Source organism: Pseudomonas sp. PA-1-6B (assembly GCF_021609545.1).
GTDB classification, from domain to species: Bacteria; Pseudomonadota; Gammaproteobacteria; order Pseudomonadales; family Pseudomonadaceae; genus Aquipseudomonas; species Aquipseudomonas fluorescens_BV.
This window is the reverse complement of sequence record NZ_WJZM01000041.1, coordinates 1-20,399: the sequence shown is the minus strand read 5'-3', so window position 1 is coordinate 20,399 and position 20,399 is coordinate 1. Positions and strand designations below refer to the sequence as shown.

Below are 20,399 nucleotides of genomic sequence, written 5' to 3'. Positions count from 1 at the left end.
AGCCAGCTCCCACACTTGAACGGGTTCACACGTCAAAATGTGGGAGCTGGCTTGCCTGCGATGAGGCCATCAGCCCTAACGAAAGTCCTACTGCCCGGCTACCTTCTCCGACTTACCGTCATAACGCTTACGCCATTCGGCCAGGATGCTGTCACGGTTCCTGGAAGCCCAGACAAAGTCGTTCTTGATCAACCGTTGCTCATAGTCCGCCGGCAATTCGGTCTGCGGCTTGGCGATACCCGGTTGCGCGAGCACGGCGAAGTTTTCCTTGTACAGGTCCATCGCCGCGGTGCTGGCAGAGAAGTCGGCGAGTTTTTTCGCCGCGTCGGCATGGGCAGTGCCCTTGATCACAGCGGTGGCTTCGATCTCCCAGCCAAGGCCCTCTTTGGGCAGGATGATCTCCAGCGGCGCGCCCTGGCGTTTGAGCTGAACCGCCGGGTATTCGAAGGAAATGCCAATCGGGAACTCACCGGACGCCGCCAGCTTGCACGGCTTGGAGCCGGAGTGAACGTACTGGCCGATGTTCCGGTGCAGGTCGTCCATGTACAGCCAGCCTTGCTTCTCGCCGAAGGTCTGGAGCCAGGCGCTGACATCCAGGAAGCCGGTGCCTGAAGACGCCGGGTTAGGCATCACGATCTTGCCCTTGTATTCGGGCTTGGTCAGGTCCTGCCAGCTCACCGGTTTGGTGAGGCCTTGCTTCTCGGCTTCGACGGTGTTGAAGCAGAGGGTGGCGGCCCACACGTCCATGCCCACCCAGGCCGGAGGGTTGGCGGCGTCGCGGTAGTGCTTGCCGATCTTGTCCAGGTCCTTGGGCGCGTAGTTGTCGAGCATGCCTTGCTGATCGAGGATCGCCAGGCTGGAGGCGGCCAGGCCCCACACTACGTCAGCCTGGGGGCGTTCTTTCTCGGCCAGCAGTTTGGCGGTGATGATGCCGGTGGAATCGCGCACCCACTTGATCTCGACGTCGGGGTTGGCCTGTTCGAAAGCTTTTTTGTAGGTCTTCAATTGCTCGGCTTCAAGGGCCGTGTACACGGTCAACTCGGTCTTGGCGAATGCATTCAGACTGAATGCCGTGAGGACTGCAGCGACCAGCGCCAGGGGCTTGAACATGGAGCACCTCCTTCAGGGATGTTTATTGGCCAGGTGCGCGCTGGCGCCAGGCTTGGGAGCGGCGCAGCGCGCCACGTGAAGCCCACGCCAGCAGCAGCGAGACGCTGGCCGAGGTGAACAGGATCAGGGTCGACATGGCCGCCGCGCCGCCCACATTGCCGGCGTCGTCCATGTTCAGCACGGCGACGGCGGCGAGGATGGTGTCGGGGCTGTAGAGGAAGATCGCGGCGGACACGGTGGTCATCGCCGAGACAAACAGGTAGCGCAGGATGTCCAGCAGCGCCGGCAGACAGATCGGCACCGTGACGCGCAGATAATGGCGGTACAACGGTGCCTTGAGGGACAACGCGGCGGCTTCAAACTCGGCGTCCAACTGGCGCAAGGCGGTGGTCGCAGTCATCTGCGCGGTGGTCAGGTAGTGCGCAATGGTGCACACCACCAGCAACGCCATGCTGCCGTACAACACATGCAACGGGTTGCCGTTGAGGTTGAAGAAGAACACGTAGCCCAGCCCCAGGACCAGGCCCGGCACGGCCATCGGCACGAAGCTGAGCATGCGCAGCGCCAGGTTCAGGTTTTTCTGGCCCTTGGTTTTTTCCATCAGATAGGCGCCGGTGAAAATCAGCACGCTGCCGATCAACGCCGTGCACAGCGCCATGGTCAGGCTGTTGCGATAGGCCAGCCAGCCGCCGCCGGCGGTGTCTTCGAATTGGTAGTGGTTGAGCGACAGCGACAGGTTGTAGGGCCAGAATTTCACCAGCGAGGAGTACACCGCCATGCCGAACACCAGCAGCAACGCCGCGCAAATCAGCAGCACGACGGCCAGATAGCACCCGTCGCGCAGCCGCGATGGCGCTGGCTGGAACACCTGGGCGCGGCCACTCATCGCGTCGCCATGCCGACGGCGCAACCAGGCATCCACGCCAAAGCTGAACAGTGCCGGCAGCAGCAACACCATGCCGATCAATGCGCCGCGACCGAACTGTTGCTGGCCGACCACCGCCTTGTAGGCTTCCAGCGCCAGCACCTGATAATCGCCGCCCACCACCACCGGTACTCCGAAGTCGGTGATGGTCAGGGTGAACACCAGGCAGAATGCGGCGAACACCGCCTGGCGCGTGGCCGGCCAGGTAATGCTGCGAAACGCCCGTGCCGGGCTGGCACCCATGCTCGAAGCGGCGTCGAACAAGCGTGCATCCGCCAGGGACAACGCCGACAGCAAAATCATCAAGGCATGGGGAAAGGTGTAGATCACCTCACCGAGCACAATGCCCCAGAAGCCGTAGATATTTTCCGAGAACAAGCCGCGCAGCAGGCCCTGGTTGCCGAACAGATAAACCAGGGCAATGCCCGGCAGCATCGACGGCGCCATCAATGGCAGCAATGACAGGCCGCGCCAGATGGACTTGCCGGGGATCAGCGTGCGTTGCAGGGCATAGGCAAACAAGTAGGCCAGCGGTACGACGATGGCCGCGACGCTGAGGGAAACTTTCAGGCTATTGCCCAGCAACCAGTGGAAGTTGGCGCTGCCCAGCAGTTCGCGAGCGGCTACCAAGCCACCGCCCTGCCCGGCTTCGCTGCTGAAGCCGCGCCAGAAGATCGCCAACAGCGGCAACAGCACCGCCACCACTAACAGGCCCAGCCAGAGCCACTTGCCGCCGACCACGAAGAGGCGGTCGCCCCACTCGGCGCGTGATACCTGACGCAGCACCGGCAATGTCATCACAGCCCCCATCTTAGGCAAACACCTGCAGGCTGCGCGGCGGCAACGCCACCCAGATGTCCTGGGCGCCCAGGCGCGGCATCGCTTCCGGCGCCAGTTCAGCCAGCAACGCATGGCCCGGCAATTGTTCCAGCTCAAAGCTCATGCGGCAGCGGTTACCGAGAAAGGTGATCTCGCGAACCTTGGCCGGGAACAGGTTTTCTTCATGCACCGGCGGGTTGACGCAAATGGCTTCCGGGCGGCAAAACAAGCGGCCGGACTGGGCGACACCCGCGTCCTCAGCCAGGCGCATGTTCAACCCACCCACCTGGGCATGGCTGGCGCTGTTACGGCTGAACGGCAACCAGTTGCCCTGGCCGACAAACTCCGCCACGAACGGCGTGGCCGGGCGGTCGTAGATTTCCTGGGGCGTGGCGTACTGCTCGACCTTGCCGTTGTTCATCACGGCGATGCGGTCGGCCATCAACATGGCTTCGTCCTGGTTGTGGGTCACCATCAAGGTGGTGATGCCCAGGCGCCGCTGCAGTTGGCGCAGTTCGGTGCACAGGTGCTCGCGCACCCGGGCATCGAGGGCAGACATCGGCTCATCCAACAGCAATAACGACGGCGCCGGCGCCAGTGCGCGGGCCAGGGCGACGCGCTGTTGCTGGCCGCCGGAGAGTTGGCCCGGGTACTTCTTTTCGCTGCCCACCAGCCCCACCAGCTCAAGCATCTGCGCGACCCGCTTGCGCACTTCATCGCGGCCGCTGCCGTTGAGGCCGTAGCCGATGTTCGCTTCAACGCTGAGGTTGGGAAACAACGCGTAGGACTGGAACAGAATGCCGTAGTCCCGCGCCTGGGGTGGCAGCAAGGACACGTCCCGCTCGCCCAGGTAAAGCTCACCGCTGTCCTGGCGCTCCAGGCCGGCGATGCAGCGCAGCAGTGTGGTCTTGCCGCAGCCGGAAGGGCCCAGCAGGCACACCAGCTCGCCGGCGGCGACGTCCAGGGAGACGTTGTCCAGCGCGGTGAAGGCGCCAAAGCGTTTCTGGATTTCGCGCACTTTCATCGGTGCGCCGGGTTGGGTCAGGGCTGTGTGCATGATGGCACCTCATCGAACGGATGAAGGCCATGCTAGGAGGGCAATGCGTAGCGGGTGTGGCAGAAAGGCAAAAGGAGGTGATAGTGGTATTGGTGGATTTGTGTAGGACTCACGACCGCTATCGCAGGCATGCCAGCTCCCACACTTGAATGGGTTCACCAATCAAAAATGTGGGAGCTGGCTTGCCTGCGATAGCTATTTAAAAGCCGCCATCAATGTTCAGAGGGGTGACATTTCCTGAGCCAGGCCAAGGAACGCCGCCGGCAGGCGCGCTCCTTTGCGCTCCTTGAGGCAATACAAATACTCAGGAATCTGCGGTGCATTCTCGATGGTCAGCACGCGCAACTGCGGGTCATGGGGCACTTCCTGGCGGGCGATGATGCTGATGCCGATATTGCGCAGCACCGCCTCGCGAATCGACTCACGGCTGCCAATCTCCAACAACGGCCCATATCCGACACCCGCATTCTTCAACATCTCTTCCGTCAGCCTGCGGGTGGTGGAGCCCGCTTCACGCATCAGCAAGGTATGCCCGACTAGCGCGCTCAACGGTACGTGATCGAGCTTGGCCAACGGGTGATTGCGGTGCACCGCCAGCACCAGCGGGTCGGTGCCCAGCACGCGGCGGATCAGCCGGGCGTCTTCCAGCAATTGCGATGAGGCCGCGACATCGACGCGGTAATCGTCCAGCGCCTCAAGCACCTGCTGGGAGTTGCCGATTTCCACCGACACGTCCACCTGGGGCAGGCGCTCGCGAAAGGCTTTGACCAGATCGAGGATATAATACGGCGCCGTTGCGGCAATTCTCAGCGCACCCTGGACCTGGCCGTTGTTGCGCAGGAAAAACTCGATATCCGCTTCCTGCTGCAACAGCGCCTTGACCATCGGCAATAGCCGCGCGCCTTCGTCGCTGACGGTGAGGCGGCGGCCGCCACGGTAGAACAACTCGACGCCGTAGTGGCTTTCCAGGTTGCGAATCTGGGTGGTCACCGTGGGCTGGCTCAAGCCGAGTTTCTTCGCCGCCTGGGTAATGCTGCCCAGGCGGGCGACCATGAAAAACGCCTTTAACTCAGCACTCAGCACACCACCCTCTCATCCTCTATTTGCGCACCAGGCGCAGGCCATTGAACACCACCAGCAGGCTCACGCCCATGTCGGCGAAGACCGCCATCCACATGGTCGCCATGCCCATGAACGTGACGGCCAGGAAGATCGCCTTGATCACCAGCGCCAGGGCGATGTTCTGCTTGAGGATACTCGACGTTTGCCGCGACAACCGAATGAAAGCCGGAATCTTGCGCAAATCATCGTCCATCAGCGCCACGTCGGCGGTCTCGATAGCGGTATCGGTGCCCGCTGCGGCCATGGCAAAGCCGATCTCGGCACGAGCCAGGGCCGGGGCGTCGTTGATACCGTCACCGACCATGCCCACCCGATGGCCCTGGCCGTAAAGGGTTTCGATGGCTTGCAGCTTGTCGGTGGGCAACAGGTCGCCCTGAGCCTGGTCGATACCCACCTGGGCCGCAATAGCCTTAGCAGTGTGGGTGTTGTCGCCGGTGAGCATCAGGGTCTTGATGCCCAGGTCGTGCAACTGCTGAATGGCCTCGCGGCTGCTCTCCTTGACCGTGTCGGCCACGGCAAACAGCGCCAGCGGGCCAGACTTGTCCAACAGCAACACCACGGACTTGCCTTGTTTTTCCAGGGCAAAGAGTTTCTCTTCCAAGGCCTCGGAACACAGGCCGAGGTCTTCCACCAGGCGGTGGTTACCCAGGTGATAGGTCTGGCCGTTGATGTCACCCCGCACACCGCGCCCGGCCAGGGCCTCGAAGTTATCCACAGCGTGAGTCGACAGGTTTTTATCCACAGCCGCGTTGGCAATCGCCAGGGACACCGGGTGATCGGAACGCGATGCCAAGCTGGCCGCCAGGGCCGGCGCGCTGTCTTCGATATTCGGGAACAACGGAAGGTAGTCGGTTTGCACCGGTTTGCCGTGGGTGATGGTGCCGGTCTTGTCGAGGGCCAGGTAGTCGAGCTTGTAGCCGCCCTCCAGGTACACGCCGCCCTTGATCAGGATGCCTTTGCGCGCCGCTGCTGCCAGGCCGCTGACAATAGTCACCGGGGTGGAGATCACCAAGGCACAAGGGCAGGCCACCACCAACAGCACGAGAGCGCGGTAGATCCAGTCAAACCACACGCCCGCCATGAACAGCGGCGGAATCACCGCCACGCCGAGGGCAAACAGGAAGACGGCCGGGGTGTAGACCTTGGAGAAACTGTCGACAAACCGCTGGGTCGGGGCGCGTGCGCCTTGAGCCTGTTCCACCGCGTGGATGATCCTCGCCAGCGTGGAGTTGTTGGCCGCGGCGGTGACCTTGTACTCCAGGGAACCGGCCTGGTTGATGGTGCCGGCAAACACTTTATCGCCCACGGTTTTGTCTATCGGCAGGCTTTCCCCGGTGATCGGTGCCTGGTCGATGGTGGACTGACCGGCCGTGACTTCACCGTCGAGGCCGATGCGCTCGCCAGGCTTTACCCGCACAATCGCGCCAAGATCAATGCTTTTGACCTCTTGTTCCAACCAGGAACCGTCGACCTGGCGCACCGTGGCCTGTTCCGGGGTCATCTGCATCAGGCCGCTGATGGCGTTGCGCGCCCGGTCCAGGGACTTGGCCTCAATCAACTCGGCCACGGTGAACAGGAACATCACCATCGCCGCTTCCGGCCACTGGCCAATCAGGATCGCGCCCGTCACCGCGATGCTCATCAAGGCATTGATATTGAGGTTGAAGTTCTTCAGGGCAATCCAGCCCTTCTTGTAGGTGGTAAGGCCGCCGCTGAGAATCGACACCAACGCCACCAGCGCGATTACCCAGGTGGGCGCCACACCAGTGAAGTGCAACACCTCAGCCCCCAAGGCACCCACGCCCGACACCGCCAGCGGCCACCAATGTTTCTTGGCGGGCGGCGCGGCAGCGGGGCTGCCTTCTTCGATAGGGTCGGCCTGCATGCCGATGGACTTGATTGCCTCAATGATCGGCGCCGTGTTCGGCAGGTCATGGGTGACGCCGAGGATGCGGTTGATCAGGTTGAATTCCAGTTGCTGCACGCCAGCGAGCTTGCCCAGCTTGTTCTGGATCAGCGTCTGCTCGGTAGGGCAGTCCATGGCTTCGATGCGGAAGGTGCTCAGGCGCGAGCCGGCGGTGGGCGCTTCACTCAAGGTCACGATGGCAGGCCCGGCAGCGCCGGAGCAGCAGGAGCCGGAATGGCCGTGGTTATCCACTGGCGTGAGTTTGGCAGGCCCATGGTCATGTTTGTGATCATGGCCGTGGTCATGAGCGTGATCGTGATCATGCTTGTGGTCGTGCTTGTGCGGGGTATGAATGGAGTGGCTCATCAGGTCGCGTCCGTAAAGGTGCCTGTTGCCAAGTAAAGACCCTGTAGCCACTATAGGGTCAAGCACCCATTTGGAGATTGCTGCGATGAAGATCGGCGAACTGGCCAAACTCACCGATTGCCCGGTGGAAACCATCCGTTATTACGAGAAGGAAAACCTGCTGCCGCCTCCGGCACGCACCGACGGCAACTACCGCGTATACACCCAGGCACATACCGAGCGACTGACCTTTATCCGCAACTGCCGCAGCCTGGACATGACCCTTGAAGAAATCCGCAGCCTGCTGGGGCTGCGTGACAGCCCCCAGGACCAGTGTGAAAGCGTAAATGCGTTGATCGACGAGCATATCCATCATGTGAAAGCGCGGATCGATGGATTGTTGGCCTTGCAGGAGCAACTGCTGGACTTGCGCCAACGTTGCGGCGGTGGGAACCAGTGCGGGATCTTGCAGCAGTTGGAGGTCAGCGGAGGGATTTCGGCCAGCGAGGCCGAGCCTTCGCATGTGGGCAGAAGCCACGGCCATTAACTCAAGCGAACACCGAACCCATGTGGGAGCTGGCTTGCCTGCGATGGCGGTGGACCAGCGACATTGACGTCGCCTGACACTGCGCTATCGCAGGCAAGCCAGCTCCCACAATTTCTTCCCGCAACAGGCTTTAGATCGCCACGTCGGCCTTGATGCTTGGGTCGGCGTCGTAGCCCACGATTTCGAAGTCTTCGAACTTATAGTCGTAGATCGACGCAGGCTTGCGCTTGATCACCAGTTCCGGCAGTTTTTTCGGCGTACGCGCCAACTGGGTCTGGATCTGTTCCATGTGGTTGCTGTAGGCGTGGGTGTCGCCGGTGGTGACGATGATCTCGTGGGGGATCAGGTCGCACTGCTGGGCCAGCATGTGGGTCAGCAACGCCAGCGCAGCGGTGTTGTACGGCAGGCCCAGGAACACGTCGGAGCTGCGGATATACAGCTGCATCGACAGATGGCCGTCATGCACGAACGCCTGGTACAGCAAATGGCACGGCGGCAGGGCTTGCTTGCCGTTACGCGCGTTTTCCTGCGGGCTCTGGGTTTCGTCCGGCAGGTATTCGACGTTCCAGCCGTGGAACAGGATGCGACGGCTGTTGGGGTTGGTCTTGAGCGTGTGCACCATGTAGTCGATCTGGTTGATCGTGCCGCCGTCCTTGGTCGGCCAGGCCGTCCACTGCTCGCCGTAGACCGGCCCCAGGTCGCCGTCTTCGGTGGCCCACTCGTCCCAAATCTTCACGCCATTTTCGTTGAGCCACTTGATGTTGGTGTTGCCGCTCAACATCCAGATCAGTTCGTTGGCGATGCTTTTGAAGTGCAGCTTCTTGGTGGTCAGCAGCGGGAAGCCGTCGGCCAGGTTATGCCGATACTGACGCGCAAACACAGCCTTGGTGCCGGTGCCCGTGCGGTCGCCCTTGGTCAGGCCATTGGTCACGACGTCCTGCAGCAGTTCGAGATATTGCTTCATGTTTTTACCCGTATCGTTGAAGCCAAGACCTCCTGGTCTTGGCATTCGAATTTAAAGCGCGGCGTTCTTCAGCGGCTGCGGGCGATTGTACGCCCACCACAGCATGCCCAGGCCCGCCAGGATCATCGGCAGGCTAAGCACCTGACCCATGGTCAGCCAGCCCCACGCCAGGTAGCCCAACTGCGCATCAGGTACCCGTACGAATTCGACGATAAAGCGGAAAATCCCGTAGAACAGCGCGAACATGCCCGACACGGCCATGGTTGGGCGTGGCTTGCGCGAGAAGATATAGAGAATAAGGAACAGCGCCACACCTTCCAACGCGAACTGGTACAGCTGCGACGGGTGGCGCGGCAGTTGCGCCGGGTCGCTGAACGGCGGGAACACCATCGCCCAGGGTACGTCGGTCGGCTTGCCCCACAGCTCGGCGTTGATAAAGTTACCAATGCGCCCGGCGCCCAGGCCGATCGGCACGAAGGGTGCGACGAAGTCCATCAGCTGGAAGAACGACTTGCCATTGCGCCGACCAAACCACCAGGCGGCAATCATCACGCCGATAAACCCACCGTGGAACGCCATGCCGCCCTTCCACACTTCGAAGATCAGGGTCGGGTTGGCGAGATACGCAGACAGGTCGTAGAACAGCACATACCCCAGGCGCCCGCCGACGATCACGCCCATCGACATCCAGAACACCATGTCGGAGAGCTTCTCCTTGGTCCAGGTCGGATCGAAACGGTTCAGGCGCCGGGAAGCCAGCAGCCAGGCACCGCCGATGCCGATCAGGTACATCAACCCGTACCAATGGATTTTCAGCGGACCGATGGCCAGGGCCACCGGGTCGATCTGCGGGTAAGGCAGCATTGCGACTCCTCGTTAAAACATTTAGTCATGACGCACCGGACCATGCCGATGTGCGATTAAGCCTGCGTTACAGCTGCGAGATCAAATTAAGAAGTTCACATACACACCAAACAGCTCGGCATGTTAACGGATCAGAGGTGCGCGGCCCAACTTCGAGACGATGGAACACCGGCGCGTCTGTGGGTAGAGTGGCAAAAACACAAAAGGGGTCACCCGATGTGCCTGATTGTTTTCGCCTGGCGACCGGGCCATGCCCAGCCACTGATCGTCGCGGCCAACCGCGATGAGTTCTACGCCCGCCCCAGCCTGCCGCTGACCCAGTGGGCGGATGCGCCCCAGGTCTATGCCGGTCGCGATCAGGAGGCCGGGGGCACCTGGCTGGGGATGAACGCGGATGGGCGCTTTGCCGCCTTGACCAACATCCGCGACCCGCACCAGCCACCGGCACGCAAGTCTCGCGGCGAACTGGTTGCGCGGTTTCTCAACGGTTCGCTGCCGATCGACGATTATTTGGCCGATGTGAATGGCCGCTCGATTGAATATGCCGGGTTCAACCTGCTGGTGGGCACGCGGGATGAGCTGTGGCACTACAACGCCAATGACACCGAGCCTACGCTGCTGAAGGCTGGGGTGTACGGGTTATCCAATGCCGGGCTGGATACGCCATGGCCGAAGCTGGTGAAGGCCAAAGCAGCGTTCAGCGCCGGGCTGGAAAACCCCGAGCCTGAGGCACTGCTGGGAATTCTCAGCGACCCGCAGACTGCCCCGTTTGCTGAGTTGCCGGACACCGGCGTAGGCCTGGCGACTGAAAGCCTGCTGTCGAGCGTGTTTATCGCCAGCCCCAGTTATGGGACACGGGCAAGCACAGCGCTGATTGTGAATGCCGATGGGACGCGGCGGATGCTGGAGCGCAGCTTTGGCCCGCACGGTGGGCGGCTGGGTGAGGTGGACCTGATGTTTTAGCGTTGCTTGGACCACCGCTATCGCAGGCAAGCCAGCCCCCACTGGGGAATGCATTCCACAGGTGGGAGCTGGCTTGCCTGCGATGAAGGCGCCTCGGTCTAGAGGGTTTTGGCCGAGGCCGGGTTGATCATCCGGGTCAGCCCCAGGTTTTTCAGCGCCAATTGCAGCGAGCTGTGGATAACTTGCGGGTTGTCGATGGTCATCAACTCGGCGAGCAAATCCTTGGCCCTGCTCAACTCCACCTGGCGCAGCATCCACTTCACTTTCGGCAAGTTGGTGGCGTTCATCGACAGGCTGTCAAAGCCCATCGCCATCAACAGCACCGCCGCCGCCGGGTCACCGGCCATTTCGCCGCATATACTCACCGGCTTGCCTTCGGCATGGGCGTCGCGCACTACGTGTTGCAGCGCTTGCAGCACCGCCGGGTGCAGGTAGTCGTAGAGGTCGGCCACCCGTGGGTTGTTACGGTCCACGGCCAGCAGGTACTGGGTCAGGTCGTTGGAGCCTACCGACAGGAAGTCCACCTGCCGCGCCAGTTCCTTGGCCTGGTACACCGCCGCCGGGATTTCGATCATCACGCCAATCGGCGGCATCGGCACATCGGCGCCTTCGTCGCGCACTTCGCCCCAGGCGCGGTGGATCAGGTGCAGGGCTTCTTCCAGTTCATGGGTGCCGGAGATCATCGGCAGCAGGATACGCAGGTTGTTCAAGCCCTCGCTGGCCTTGAGCATGGCGCGGGTCTGGACGAGGAAGATTTCGGGATGGTCGAGGGTAACGCGAATACCACGCCAGCCAAGGAAGGGGTTGTCTTCCTTGATCGGGAAATAGGACAGTGACTTGTCGCCGCCAATATCCAGGCTGCGCATCGTCACCGGTAACGGGTGGAAGGCTTGCAGTTGCTCGCGATAAATCGCCAGCTGCTCCTTCTCGCTCGGGAAACGCTGGTTGATCATGAACGGCACTTCGGTGCGGTACAGACCCACCCCTTCGGCGCCGCGTTGTTGCGCACGGGCTACATCCGCCAGCAGGCCGGTGTTGACCAGCAGCGGTACGCGGTGGCCGTCGGGGGTGACACACGGCAGCTCGCGCAGCGAATCCAGGCCCTGGGCCAGTTGCTTCTCTTCTTCCACCACCTCGGCGTATTGCTTGCGCAGCACGTCGCTGGGGTTGGTGAATACCTCGCCGCGATGCCCGTCGACAATCATGTCGATACCATCGACCTTGGAATACGGCAGGTCCACCAGGCCCATCACCGTCGGGATACCCATGGCGCGGGCCAGGATCGCCACGTGGGAGTTACCCGAACCCAATACCGAGACCAGGCCTACCAGCTTGCCTTCAGGCACTTCGCCAAGCTGGGTGGCGGTCAATTCTTCACTGACCAGGATGGTGTTATCGGGGAAGACCATGTTGGTGCTGCGGTCTTCCTGCAGGTACGCCAACAGACGGCGACCCAGGTCGCGCACATCCGATGCCCGCTCGCGCAGGTAGGCGTCGTCCATCATTTCGAAACGGTTGACGTGATCGGTGACCACCTGGCGCAACGCGCCCTGGGCCCACTGGCCGGTCTTGATCACGGTCTTGACTTCGTTACCCAGGGACGCGTCGTCGAGCATCATCTGGTACACGTCGAACAGCGCACGCTCTTCGGGGCGCAACTGGGTGGCCAGCTTGGTCGACAGGTTGCGCATGTCGGCGCGCACGCCTTCGAGGGCGGTCTTGAACAGTTTGATCTCGGCGTCGATATCACTGACGCTCTTGTCCGGCACCACATCGAGGTCGGCTGGCGGCAGCATGACCACCGCGGTACCCACCGCGGCGCCTGGCGAACCCGGTACGCCGACGAACTTGGCTTCCTGGATGCCCTTGCCCTGGCGCCCCAGGCCGCGAATCGAGCCGGTCGCTTCGGCGTGGGCGATAACCCCGGCCAGTTGCGCGCTCATGGTCACCAGGAAGGCTTCTTCGCCTTCGTCGAACTGGCGACGCTCTTTTTGCTGGATGACCAACACGCCGACAACACGGCGGTGGTGAATGATCGGTGCGCCAAGGAACGAGGCGTAGCGCTCTTCACCGGTTTCGGCAAAGTAGCGATAACGCGGGTGATCGGCCGCGTTCTCGAGGTTCAGGGGTTCTTCACGCGTCCCCACCAGGCCCACCAGACCTTCATTGGGCGCCATGCTGACCTTGCCGATGGAGCGCTTGTTCAAGCCCTCCGTGGCCATCAGCACAAAACGGTTGGTCTCGGGGTCCAGCAGGTAAACCGAGCAGACCTGGCTGCCCATGGCTTCCTTGACGCGCAACACAATAATCCCCAACGCCGCCTTGAGATCCTTGGCGGAGTTAACTTCCTGGACGATCTTGCGCAGCGTATTGAGCATGGCTCGGGGTCGAACTCCGTCGTCAGTCGCGCGCTAAAAGGCGCGGGGCAAGCTCTTTGAGAGCGCGACGATAAACCTCGCGCTTGAATGTCACCACCTGGCCCAACGGATACCAATAGCTGACCCAGCGCCAGCCATCGAACTCCGGTTTACCGGTCAAATCCATCCGCACCCGCTGCTCGTTGGAGATCAGGCGCAAAAGAAACCATTTCTGCTTCTGGCCGATGCACAGCGGTTGGCTGTGGGTACGCACCAGGCGTTGCGGCAAACGATAGCGCAACCAGCCACGGGTACAGGCCAGAATTTGCACATCTTCGCGCTCAAGGCCGACTTCTTCGTTCAACTCACGGTACAAGGCGTCTTCAGGGGTTTCGTCGGGGTTGATTCCACCTTGAGGAAACTGCCAGGCATCTTGGTTGATTCGGCGAGCCCATAGCACCTGTCCGGCATCATTCGTCAGAATAATGCCGACATTAGGACGGAAACCATCGGGGTCGATCACGGCAACAACCTCGCAAACGCATGTCGCCGCATTGTTCCACAAAGGTTGTTCCAGCGGCAACGAGGCTTCTTACCTTATGTGCACTCTTGTGAAAAGACCGTATTCTGGACGCCTTTTTACAGACTTTTCAGCGAGTAACTGCAATGCGCCTGGCTTTATTCGACTTGGACAATACCCTTCTGGGCGGTGACAGCGATCACGCCTGGGGCGATTACCTGTGTGAACGCGGGATTCTCGACGCGGTAGCCTACAAGGCCCGCAACGACGAGTTCTACCAGGACTACCTGGCCGGCCGGCTGGATAACGCCGCCTACCTGAACTTCTGCCTGGAAATCCTCGGCCGCACCGAGATGGCCCAGCTGGACGCGTGGCACAACGACTACATGCGCGACTGCATCGAGCCCATCATGCTCCCCAAGGCCGTTGAACTGCTGGCCAAGCACCGCGCCGCCGGTGACAAGCTGGTGATCATCACCGCCACCAACCGCTTCGTCACCGCGCCGATTGCCGCCCGCCTGGGCGTCGAGACCCTGATCGCCACCGAGTGCGAAATGGTGGATGGCCGTTATACCGGGCGCAGCACCGATGTGCCGTGCTTTCGCGAGGGCAAGGTGACGCGTTTGAACCGCTGGTTGGAAGAAACCGGGCATAGCCTGGAAGACAGCTACTTCTACAGCGATTCGATGAATGATTTGCCGTTGCTGGAGCAGGTGACGCACCCGGTGGCAGTGGATCCGGATCCGAATCTTCGTGCTGAGGCCCAGAAACGGGGTTGGCCGGTGATTACGCTGCGCAGCTGACAACGCTATCGCAGGCAAGCCAGCTCCCACATTTTGACTCTGTTCTCATGTTGGAATCCGGTCAAGTGTGGGAGCTGGCTTGCCTGCGATGAAGGCGACGCGGTTTCAAACAGGCTTGGCGCCCATAAGCCCGGCAATCGCCACAAACCCCACCAGGCTGACCACCGCCAGCACCAGGGTGAAATTCAGGCTCCCGCCCTCGCCCTTGCGCAGCCGATTGAGCCGCGCCACCAGCCAGAACCAGGCCAGCGCCGCCACGGTGTAGAGAATGCTGGAGCCCAAGATCCAGGTTTGCCCCAGTGGCCAGCCGAGCAGGTGCACCAGCCACCACCCGGTAAATGGCATGCTCACCAGGCAAATGCCCATCAGCAGCCATACAAATGCCCAGGGGCGCTGCACGGTCGCGGCCGGGCCGGCGCTGCGTTTACGCCACGCCAATACGGCCAGGCCGAGGCCGCTGAGCAGCAGCAATACGGTGGCGGTGATGTGGATCACCTTGAGGGTGGTCAGCGTTTCCATGGTCTCTATTCCTTATAGGCCGCTCAGTCAGCGTAGTCGCTCAACCGAGGAACAGCTGGTAAGCCGGGTTTTCGCTTTCATCCCAGTACGGGTAACCGATTTGCGCCAACGCGGCAGGCACCAGGTGGCGCTCGTCCGCCGGTACTTGCAAGCCCGCCACCACTCGGCCGTCAGCCGCGCCGTGGTTGCGGTAGTGGAACATCGAAATGTTCCAGCGCCCGCCGAGCTTGTGGAGAAAGTTGAACAACGCCCCCGGCCGTTCCGGAAACTCGAAACGAAACACTAACTCGTCGCTGACTTTGGCCGCATGCCCGCCGACCATATGGCGAATGTGCAACTTGGCCAGTTCGTTCTCGGTAAGGTCCAGCACCGGGAAACCCTGGCTGGTCAAACTGGCCACCAACGCGCTGCGCGGGTCGTTCTCCGGGTGGGTCTGCACGCCGACGAAAATGTGCGCTTCGCTGCCGGAGTGGTAGCGGTAATTGAATTCGGTGATCTGGCGCTTGCCCACCGCTTCGCAGAAGGCCTTGAAGCTGCCCGGCCGCTCGGGGATGGTCACCGCGATGATAGCCTCACGGCCTTCACCGAGTTCGGCGCGCTCGGCCACATGGCGCAAACGGTCGAAGTTGACGTTGGCGCCCGAGTCGATGGCGACAAAGGTCTGGCCGCTGACACCGCGGGTCTCGACGTACTTTTTGATCCCGGCCACGCCCAGCGCACCCGCCGGCTCGGTGATGGAGCGGGTATCGTCGTAGATGTCCTTGATCGCCGCACAGATTTCATCGGTACTGACGGTGATCACTTCATCCACATAGTGCTTGCAGATATCGAAGGTGTGCTGGCCGATCTGCGCCACTGCCACGCCGTCGGCAAAGAGGCCGACGGTCGGCAATACCACGCGCTCGCCCGCCGCCATGGCGGCTTGCAGGCAGTTGGAATCGTCAGGCTCCACGCCGATGATCTTGATCTCCGGGCGCAGGTATTTCACGTACGCCGCAATCCCGGCGATCAGACCGCCGCCGCCCACCGGTACGAAAATCGCGTCCAGCGGCCCTGGGTGCTGGCGCAGGATTTCCATCGCCACGGTGCCCTGCCCGGCAATGGTGTGCGGATCATCGTAGGGGTGGATGTAGACGTAGCCTTTTTCGTCGACCAGCTTGAGCGAGTAGGCCAGGGCTTCCGGGAAGGAATCACCGTGCAACACCACTTTACCGCCACGGGAGCGCACGCCTTCGACCTTGATCTCCGGGGTGGTCTTGGGCATCACGATGGTGGCTTTCACCCCCAGCACCTTGGCCGCCAGGGCCAGGCCCTGGGCATGGTTGCCGGCCGACGCGGTGACGACGCCGCGCGCACGTTCTTCGGCGCTGAGCTGGGTCAGCTTGTTGTAGGCGCCGCGAATCTTGAACGAGAACACCGGCTGCAAGTCTTCGCGCTTGAGCCAAATCTTGTTACCCAGCCGCTCGGAGAGCTGGCGGGCAGTCTGCAAGGGGGTTTCGACAGCGATGTCGTAAACACGCGAGGTGAGGATTTTTTTGACGTAGTGTTCAAGCATCGGCAGGCATCTACTTCACGGGTTGGGCAGGGCCAAGGAGTCTAACCCAGCGTTTGGCCGGGCGACCACACGAATCCCGAGGTTTTGTTGGGTTATACTCGCCGCCCTCGTTAATTCCCCGCCCGTTCCGGAGCCCGCATGACCCAGGATCAACTCAAACAGGCAGTGGCCCAGGCCGCTGTCGATTTAATCCTTCCTAAACTCGACGACAAGAGCATCGTCGGTGTCGGCACCGGCTCCACCGCCAACTGCTTTATCGACGCACTGGCCCAGCACAAGGGCGCGTTCGACGGCGCCGTGGCCAGTTCCGAAGCCACCGCTGCCCGCCTCAAGGGCCATGGCATTCCGGTGTACGAGCTCAACACCGTGAGCGACCTGGAGTTCTACGTCGACGGCGCCGATGAAAGCGACGAGCACCTGAACCTGATCAAAGGCGGCGGCGCGGCCCTGACCCGCGAGAAGATTGTCGCGGCCGTGGCCAAGACCTTCATTTGCATCGCCGACGCGAGCAAGCTGGTCCCCGTGCTGGGCACGTTCCCACTGCCGGTGGAAGTCATCCCCATGGCCCGCAGCCACGTGGCCCGCGAGCTGGTAAAACTGGGCGGCGACCCGGTGTACCGCGAAGGTGTGTTGACCGACAACGGCAACATCATCCTCGACGTGTTCAATATGCAGATCACCAACCCGGTGGAGCTGGAGACGCAGATCAACGCCATTGTGGGCGTGGTCACCAACGGCCTGTTCGCGGCGCGCCCGGCGGATGTATTGCTGCTGGGCACCCCGGAAGGCGTGAAAACCCTCAAGGCCTGACCTTGTGGGAGCCGGGTTTGCCCGCGATGCAGACGACTCGGTGTATCAATGGATACCGAGGCGATGCCATCGCAGGCAAGCCAGCTCCCACATGTGTTAGCGCTCGACTCTAGAGCGATGTAACAAAAACGCTACTTTTCGCAGCACTCCTCGCCAAAACCGTGCGCTCTGTCACGGCATCCCCTGCCCCGCCTGGTATCCAATCCGTTACAAATTACAGCCACGCGACCCACGCGTTTAACAATGCGCCAATTCGCAGCCGCCCATGGAATGAGGCGCGCATTGTGCAAAGGGTCTGGGCTTGAACGTCCCCCTCACCTCAAGGAAGACCTTGTGATAAAGCCTCTAGCCTTCGCCATCAGCGTTGCCGGTGCCCTGCTGTCCACGCATACCCAGGCCTACGATTACGGCCAGCACGCCAACACCACCCTGGAAAAACTGATCAACGACTACCCTGGCCGATATCGCGGCACGGCAAATTTTGCCGGAGCAGCCGACTGGATGCAGAGCCAGATGGGCACGGCCTATAACTTCAGCCGCCAGGACTTCACTTGGAACAACGGCAGCCGGGCTTCGCAAAACGTGGTGGCCTCTGCCGCTGGTACCAAGGCCCAATACGTGGTGATTGGCGCGCACTTCGACACTTACTTCGGCCGCCCGACCCTGCAAGGCCTGGATGACAACGGTTCCGGCGCCAGCGTGTTGACCGAGGTGGCGAAGAACCTCGGCGGCCTGTCACTGGAAAATGGCCTGCAAATCGTTGGCTTCGGCGCCGAAGAAGAAGGCCTGCGCGGCTCCCGTGCCTTTGTCGACTCACTCAGCGCCAGTCAGCGCGCCAACATGCTCGCGATGATCAACCTCGACAGCCTGATCACCGGCGACATGATGTACGCCCACGCCGGCCAGAACAGCACCGCCAACCCGGCCTTGGCCTCCTTGCGCGAGCACACCTTCCAGATCGCCAGGGAATTGAACATCCCCTTGTTCAGCAACCCTGGCCTGGACCCGCAGTACCCAAAGGGCACCGGCTGCTGCAGCGATGGTGAAGCGTTCGAACCGCTGAATATCCCGATCCTTTATATAGAGGCCACCAACTGGGAACTGGGCGACCTGGACGGCTACACCCAGACCGACAACCCGAAAATCCCCGGCGGCTCGACCTGGCACGACCCGAACGAAGACAACAAAGCCGTGCTGACCGATGCGTTCGGCCAGGCGCGCATTGACCAGCGCCTGCGTGACTATTCACGCCTGCTCAGCCGCCTGGTGTTGGAACTGACCAACGCCGACCTGATGGCCTCGACCGCTTCTGGCGGTGCCGTTGCGCGCAATATGCAAGACAACCTGCAGCGCCAGCATCAGGCCCTGGTGCGCCTGCATGATCGCCGCTGGCTGACCCTGCAAGCGGCCAGCCGCGAGGTCGCAAGCTTTGATGGCGAGATCGGTGTGGATGGCGAATACAACCCGGACAGCGGCTTCGACACGGCCCCCAACCCCGAAGCCCGGCGCGTGGGTCTGCATGCCCTCGGTGACTACCAACTGACTTCAAGCCTGAATATCGGCGCCAGCCTCAGCTACCTCAATGGGCGCGACAAATTGGAACATCGCGGCAAGCTCGACAGCGACACCTGGCAGGCAGCCGTCTATGCGCTGCTCAACGATGGCGGGCCAAGCTGGCTGGCCGGTGACCTGAGCCTGGGCCACACCCGCTTCGACTCCAAGCGCAACCTGGTCATCCAGGCCAATGGCGGGCCGATCCTGCTCAATCAGCAACTGACGGGCGACACCGATACCCTGGCGTTGGGCGCACGGGTGCTGGGTGGCTATGACTTTGACTTTGGCGCGATCAAGAGCGGGCCGTTCGCCGGCCTGGACTACAGCCATTACCGCATCGACAAGTTCCACGAAAAGCAGAACCTGCGCACGGCCCTGGAGTACGAAGAGCAGTCTTTCGACTCGCTGGAAGCCAGCCTCGGCTGGCGCGTGCGCGGCGCTGTTGCCCTGCCCTTTGGCCTGAACCTGATGCCCTACGGCGACATCGCCTGGGTCAAGGAATTGGCCGACGGCCGCCTGGACGACCTGCAACTCACCGCACGCGCCGATGGCCAGGCCCGCACCGCCAGGCTGGGCTCAGTGGATAAAAGCTTCGCTCGCGCACAACTCGGCAGCCAACTGGCGATCACCCCACAGTTGGGCGTGTTTGCCGAGGTCAATGGCCGCCTCGGGCATGCTGAAGGCAGCCAGACCGGTTATTCGCTGGGCGTGCAATGGTTGTTCTGATCAGGGTTTCTTGAACACGTAAAACAGGTTGGGCTCGCTGACCATGTACAGCGTGCCGTCGTCATCCATGGCGATCCCTTCGGCCTGGGGCACGCGCTTGCTCAGGCCATGGCGCCCTTTAAGCAACGACAGACTGCTTAGAGGGCGACCATCAATATCGAGCTCCAAGACCAGGAACGACTCATCCGACAGCGCCAACAGATGGCCGCTGCGCTCGTCGTATTGCAGGCTCGACAGGTCGCGCACAAACAGCCCGGCATCGCGCTTGGGGTTGTTGATCACATGCACCGAGTAGGTTTTATCCGGCTTGAAATGGGGAAACCCATGGACCTCGTAGATCAGCATGGGGTCGCGTTCCTTAGCCACGAACAAGCGCTTGCCCACCGAATCGTAGGCCAACCCTTCAAAGCCCTTGTTGCCGCCAACGTGCACGCCCAGGGTCATTTGCTCCGCATCGGCAGCGTCGAGGAACGTGGTGTCATCGTCCACATGCACTTTGATCAAGCGCTGCTGGCGCTCATCGCTGATGACGTAGATGTTGTCGCTGATAAATTCCACCGCTTCGGCATCGCCAAAGCCCACCAGCGGAATGCGCCGCAGGATCTTGCCCTCCAGCGACAACTCGACCAGTTCGGCGTTTTTATTAGTGACGGTAAACAGGCTTTTGCGCACGGGGTCGTAGGTCAGGGCCGAGACATCGTCGTCGAGCCCTTCTATCACCTGGCCTTCGAGGGTGACACGGTAGTCCGCCAGGCCAATGGCGCGCTCATCCGCAGGCTGGTACCACACCTGCCAGTTGAACCAGGCGCGTTCGAACAGACGGAACTGCTGTGCCACCAGCCCGGCAGCGACCAAGGCGAGCAACAGCAGGATAAAAACAGCAGGTTTTGGGCGGGCAAGTCGACGCATCGGGGCGGGCTCAGCGAAAAAACT

17 protein-coding genes are annotated in these 20,399 nt (G+C 61.7%); 5 read left to right on the top strand and 12 right to left on the bottom strand.

Translation table 11 applies throughout. From position 1 onward, the window contains the following. Positions 1-87: 87 nt before the first annotated feature. The 5 genes from GIV35_RS18875 to GIV35_RS18855 all read right to left on the bottom strand — a co-directional run bounded on the left by GIV35_RS18875 (position 88) and on the right by GIV35_RS18855 (position 7,305). Positions 88-1,110 (bottom strand): putative 2-aminoethylphosphonate ABC transporter substrate-binding protein, encoded by a 1,023-nt coding sequence (locus GIV35_RS18875; protein ID WP_223023087.1) that lies wholly within the window; start codon positions 1,108-1,110, stop codon positions 88-90. Between the two features lie 22 nt (positions 1,111-1,132). Beyond that, positions 1,133-2,845, bottom strand: a complete 1,713-nt coding sequence (locus tag GIV35_RS18870) for a putative 2-aminoethylphosphonate ABC transporter permease subunit (RefSeq protein ID WP_198716703.1) — start codon at positions 2,843-2,845, stop codon at positions 1,133-1,135. A 1-nt stretch (position 2,846) separates the two neighbouring features. Beyond that, the gene (locus tag GIV35_RS18865; protein WP_223023088.1) at positions 2,847-3,911 is read right to left on the bottom strand and encodes a putative 2-aminoethylphosphonate ABC transporter ATP-binding protein; all 1,065 of its coding nucleotides are present in this window, start codon (positions 3,909-3,911) and stop codon (positions 2,847-2,849) included. Positions 3,912-4,130: 219 nt separating this feature from the next. Then, the gene (locus GIV35_RS18860; protein ID WP_054898683.1) at positions 4,131-4,994 is read right to left on the bottom strand and encodes a LysR family transcriptional regulator; all 864 of its coding nucleotides are present in this window, start codon (positions 4,992-4,994) and stop codon (positions 4,131-4,133) included. A gap of 16 nt (positions 4,995-5,010) precedes the next feature. Next, complete coding sequence (locus GIV35_RS18855) at positions 5,011-7,305, bottom strand: heavy metal translocating P-type ATPase (protein WP_236264429.1); 2,295 nt, start codon at positions 7,303-7,305, stop codon at positions 5,011-5,013. Positions 7,306-7,390: 85 nt separating this feature from the next. Here GIV35_RS18855 and cadR point away from each other — a divergent pair, with 85 nt between their 5' ends. Next, entirely contained in the window at positions 7,391-7,831 is a 441-nt protein-coding gene (cadR, locus tag GIV35_RS18850) for a Cd(II)/Pb(II)-responsive transcriptional regulator (protein WP_105228885.1), read from the top strand. A 130-nt stretch (positions 7,832-7,961) separates the two neighbouring features. Here cadR and GIV35_RS18845 read toward each other — a convergent pair whose 3' ends face one another. Both GIV35_RS18845 and lgt read right to left on the bottom strand, forming a co-directional pair. Further along, the gene (locus GIV35_RS18845) at positions 7,962-8,795 is read right to left on the bottom strand and encodes a thymidylate synthase (protein ID WP_014720362.1); all 834 of its coding nucleotides are present in this window, start codon (positions 8,793-8,795) and stop codon (positions 7,962-7,964) included. Positions 8,796-8,846: 51 nt separating this feature from the next. After that, positions 8,847-9,659, bottom strand: a complete 813-nt coding sequence (gene lgt, locus GIV35_RS18840; protein ID WP_003195189.1) for a prolipoprotein diacylglyceryl transferase — start codon at positions 9,657-9,659, stop codon at positions 8,847-8,849. Between the two features lie 216 nt (positions 9,660-9,875). On the opposite strand from lgt, the gene GIV35_RS18835 reads away from it, so the two are divergent. Then, positions 9,876-10,622 (top strand): NRDE family protein, encoded by a 747-nt coding sequence (locus tag GIV35_RS18835; RefSeq protein WP_236264428.1) that lies wholly within the window; start codon positions 9,876-9,878, stop codon positions 10,620-10,622. 98 nt (positions 10,623-10,720) lie between these two features. Here GIV35_RS18835 and ptsP read toward each other — a convergent pair whose 3' ends face one another. Together ptsP and GIV35_RS18825 are read right to left on the bottom strand one after the other, a co-directional pair. Then, positions 10,721-13,000 (bottom strand): phosphoenolpyruvate--protein phosphotransferase, encoded by a 2,280-nt coding sequence (gene ptsP / locus GIV35_RS18830; RefSeq protein WP_003195193.1) that lies wholly within the window; start codon positions 12,998-13,000, stop codon positions 10,721-10,723. Between the two features lie 22 nt (positions 13,001-13,022). Beyond that, positions 13,023-13,502, bottom strand: a complete 480-nt coding sequence (locus GIV35_RS18825) for an RNA pyrophosphohydrolase (protein ID WP_003176750.1) — start codon at positions 13,500-13,502, stop codon at positions 13,023-13,025. Positions 13,503-13,645: 143 nt separating this feature from the next. Here GIV35_RS18825 and GIV35_RS18820 point away from each other — a divergent pair, with 143 nt between their 5' ends. Next, positions 13,646-14,302 (top strand): HAD family hydrolase, encoded by a 657-nt coding sequence (locus GIV35_RS18820; RefSeq protein WP_054895972.1) that lies wholly within the window; start codon positions 13,646-13,648, stop codon positions 14,300-14,302. 105 nt (positions 14,303-14,407) lie between these two features. On the opposite strand, the gene GIV35_RS18815 is transcribed toward GIV35_RS18820, so the two are convergent. After that, positions 14,408-14,821, bottom strand: a complete 414-nt coding sequence (locus tag GIV35_RS18815; RefSeq protein WP_014720366.1) for a DUF2269 family protein — start codon at positions 14,819-14,821, stop codon at positions 14,408-14,410. Positions 14,822-14,861: 40 nt separating this feature from the next. Beyond that, positions 14,862-16,376 carry a threonine ammonia-lyase, biosynthetic gene (ilvA, locus tag GIV35_RS18810; protein ID WP_105228889.1) on the bottom strand — a complete coding sequence of 505 codons (1,515 nt, stop codon included), beginning with the start codon at positions 16,374-16,376 and terminating at the stop codon, positions 14,862-14,864. Between the two features lie 138 nt (positions 16,377-16,514). On the opposite strand from ilvA, the gene rpiA reads away from it, so the two are divergent. Continuing rightward, the gene (gene rpiA / locus GIV35_RS18805) at positions 16,515-17,186 is read left to right on the top strand and encodes a ribose-5-phosphate isomerase RpiA (protein WP_003195201.1); all 672 of its coding nucleotides are present in this window, start codon (positions 16,515-16,517) and stop codon (positions 17,184-17,186) included. A 333-nt stretch (positions 17,187-17,519) separates the two neighbouring features. Further along, positions 17,520-19,466, top strand: a complete 1,947-nt coding sequence (locus GIV35_RS18800; protein WP_223023090.1) for an autotransporter domain-containing protein — start codon at positions 17,520-17,522, stop codon at positions 19,464-19,466. On the opposite strand, the gene GIV35_RS18795 is transcribed toward GIV35_RS18800, so the two are convergent. Next, positions 19,467-20,375 carry an SdiA-regulated domain-containing protein gene (locus GIV35_RS18795; protein WP_198716695.1) on the bottom strand — a complete coding sequence of 303 codons (909 nt, stop codon included), beginning with the start codon at positions 20,373-20,375 and terminating at the stop codon, positions 19,467-19,469. It lies immediately after the preceding gene. Positions 20,376-20,399 lie beyond the last annotated feature (24 nt).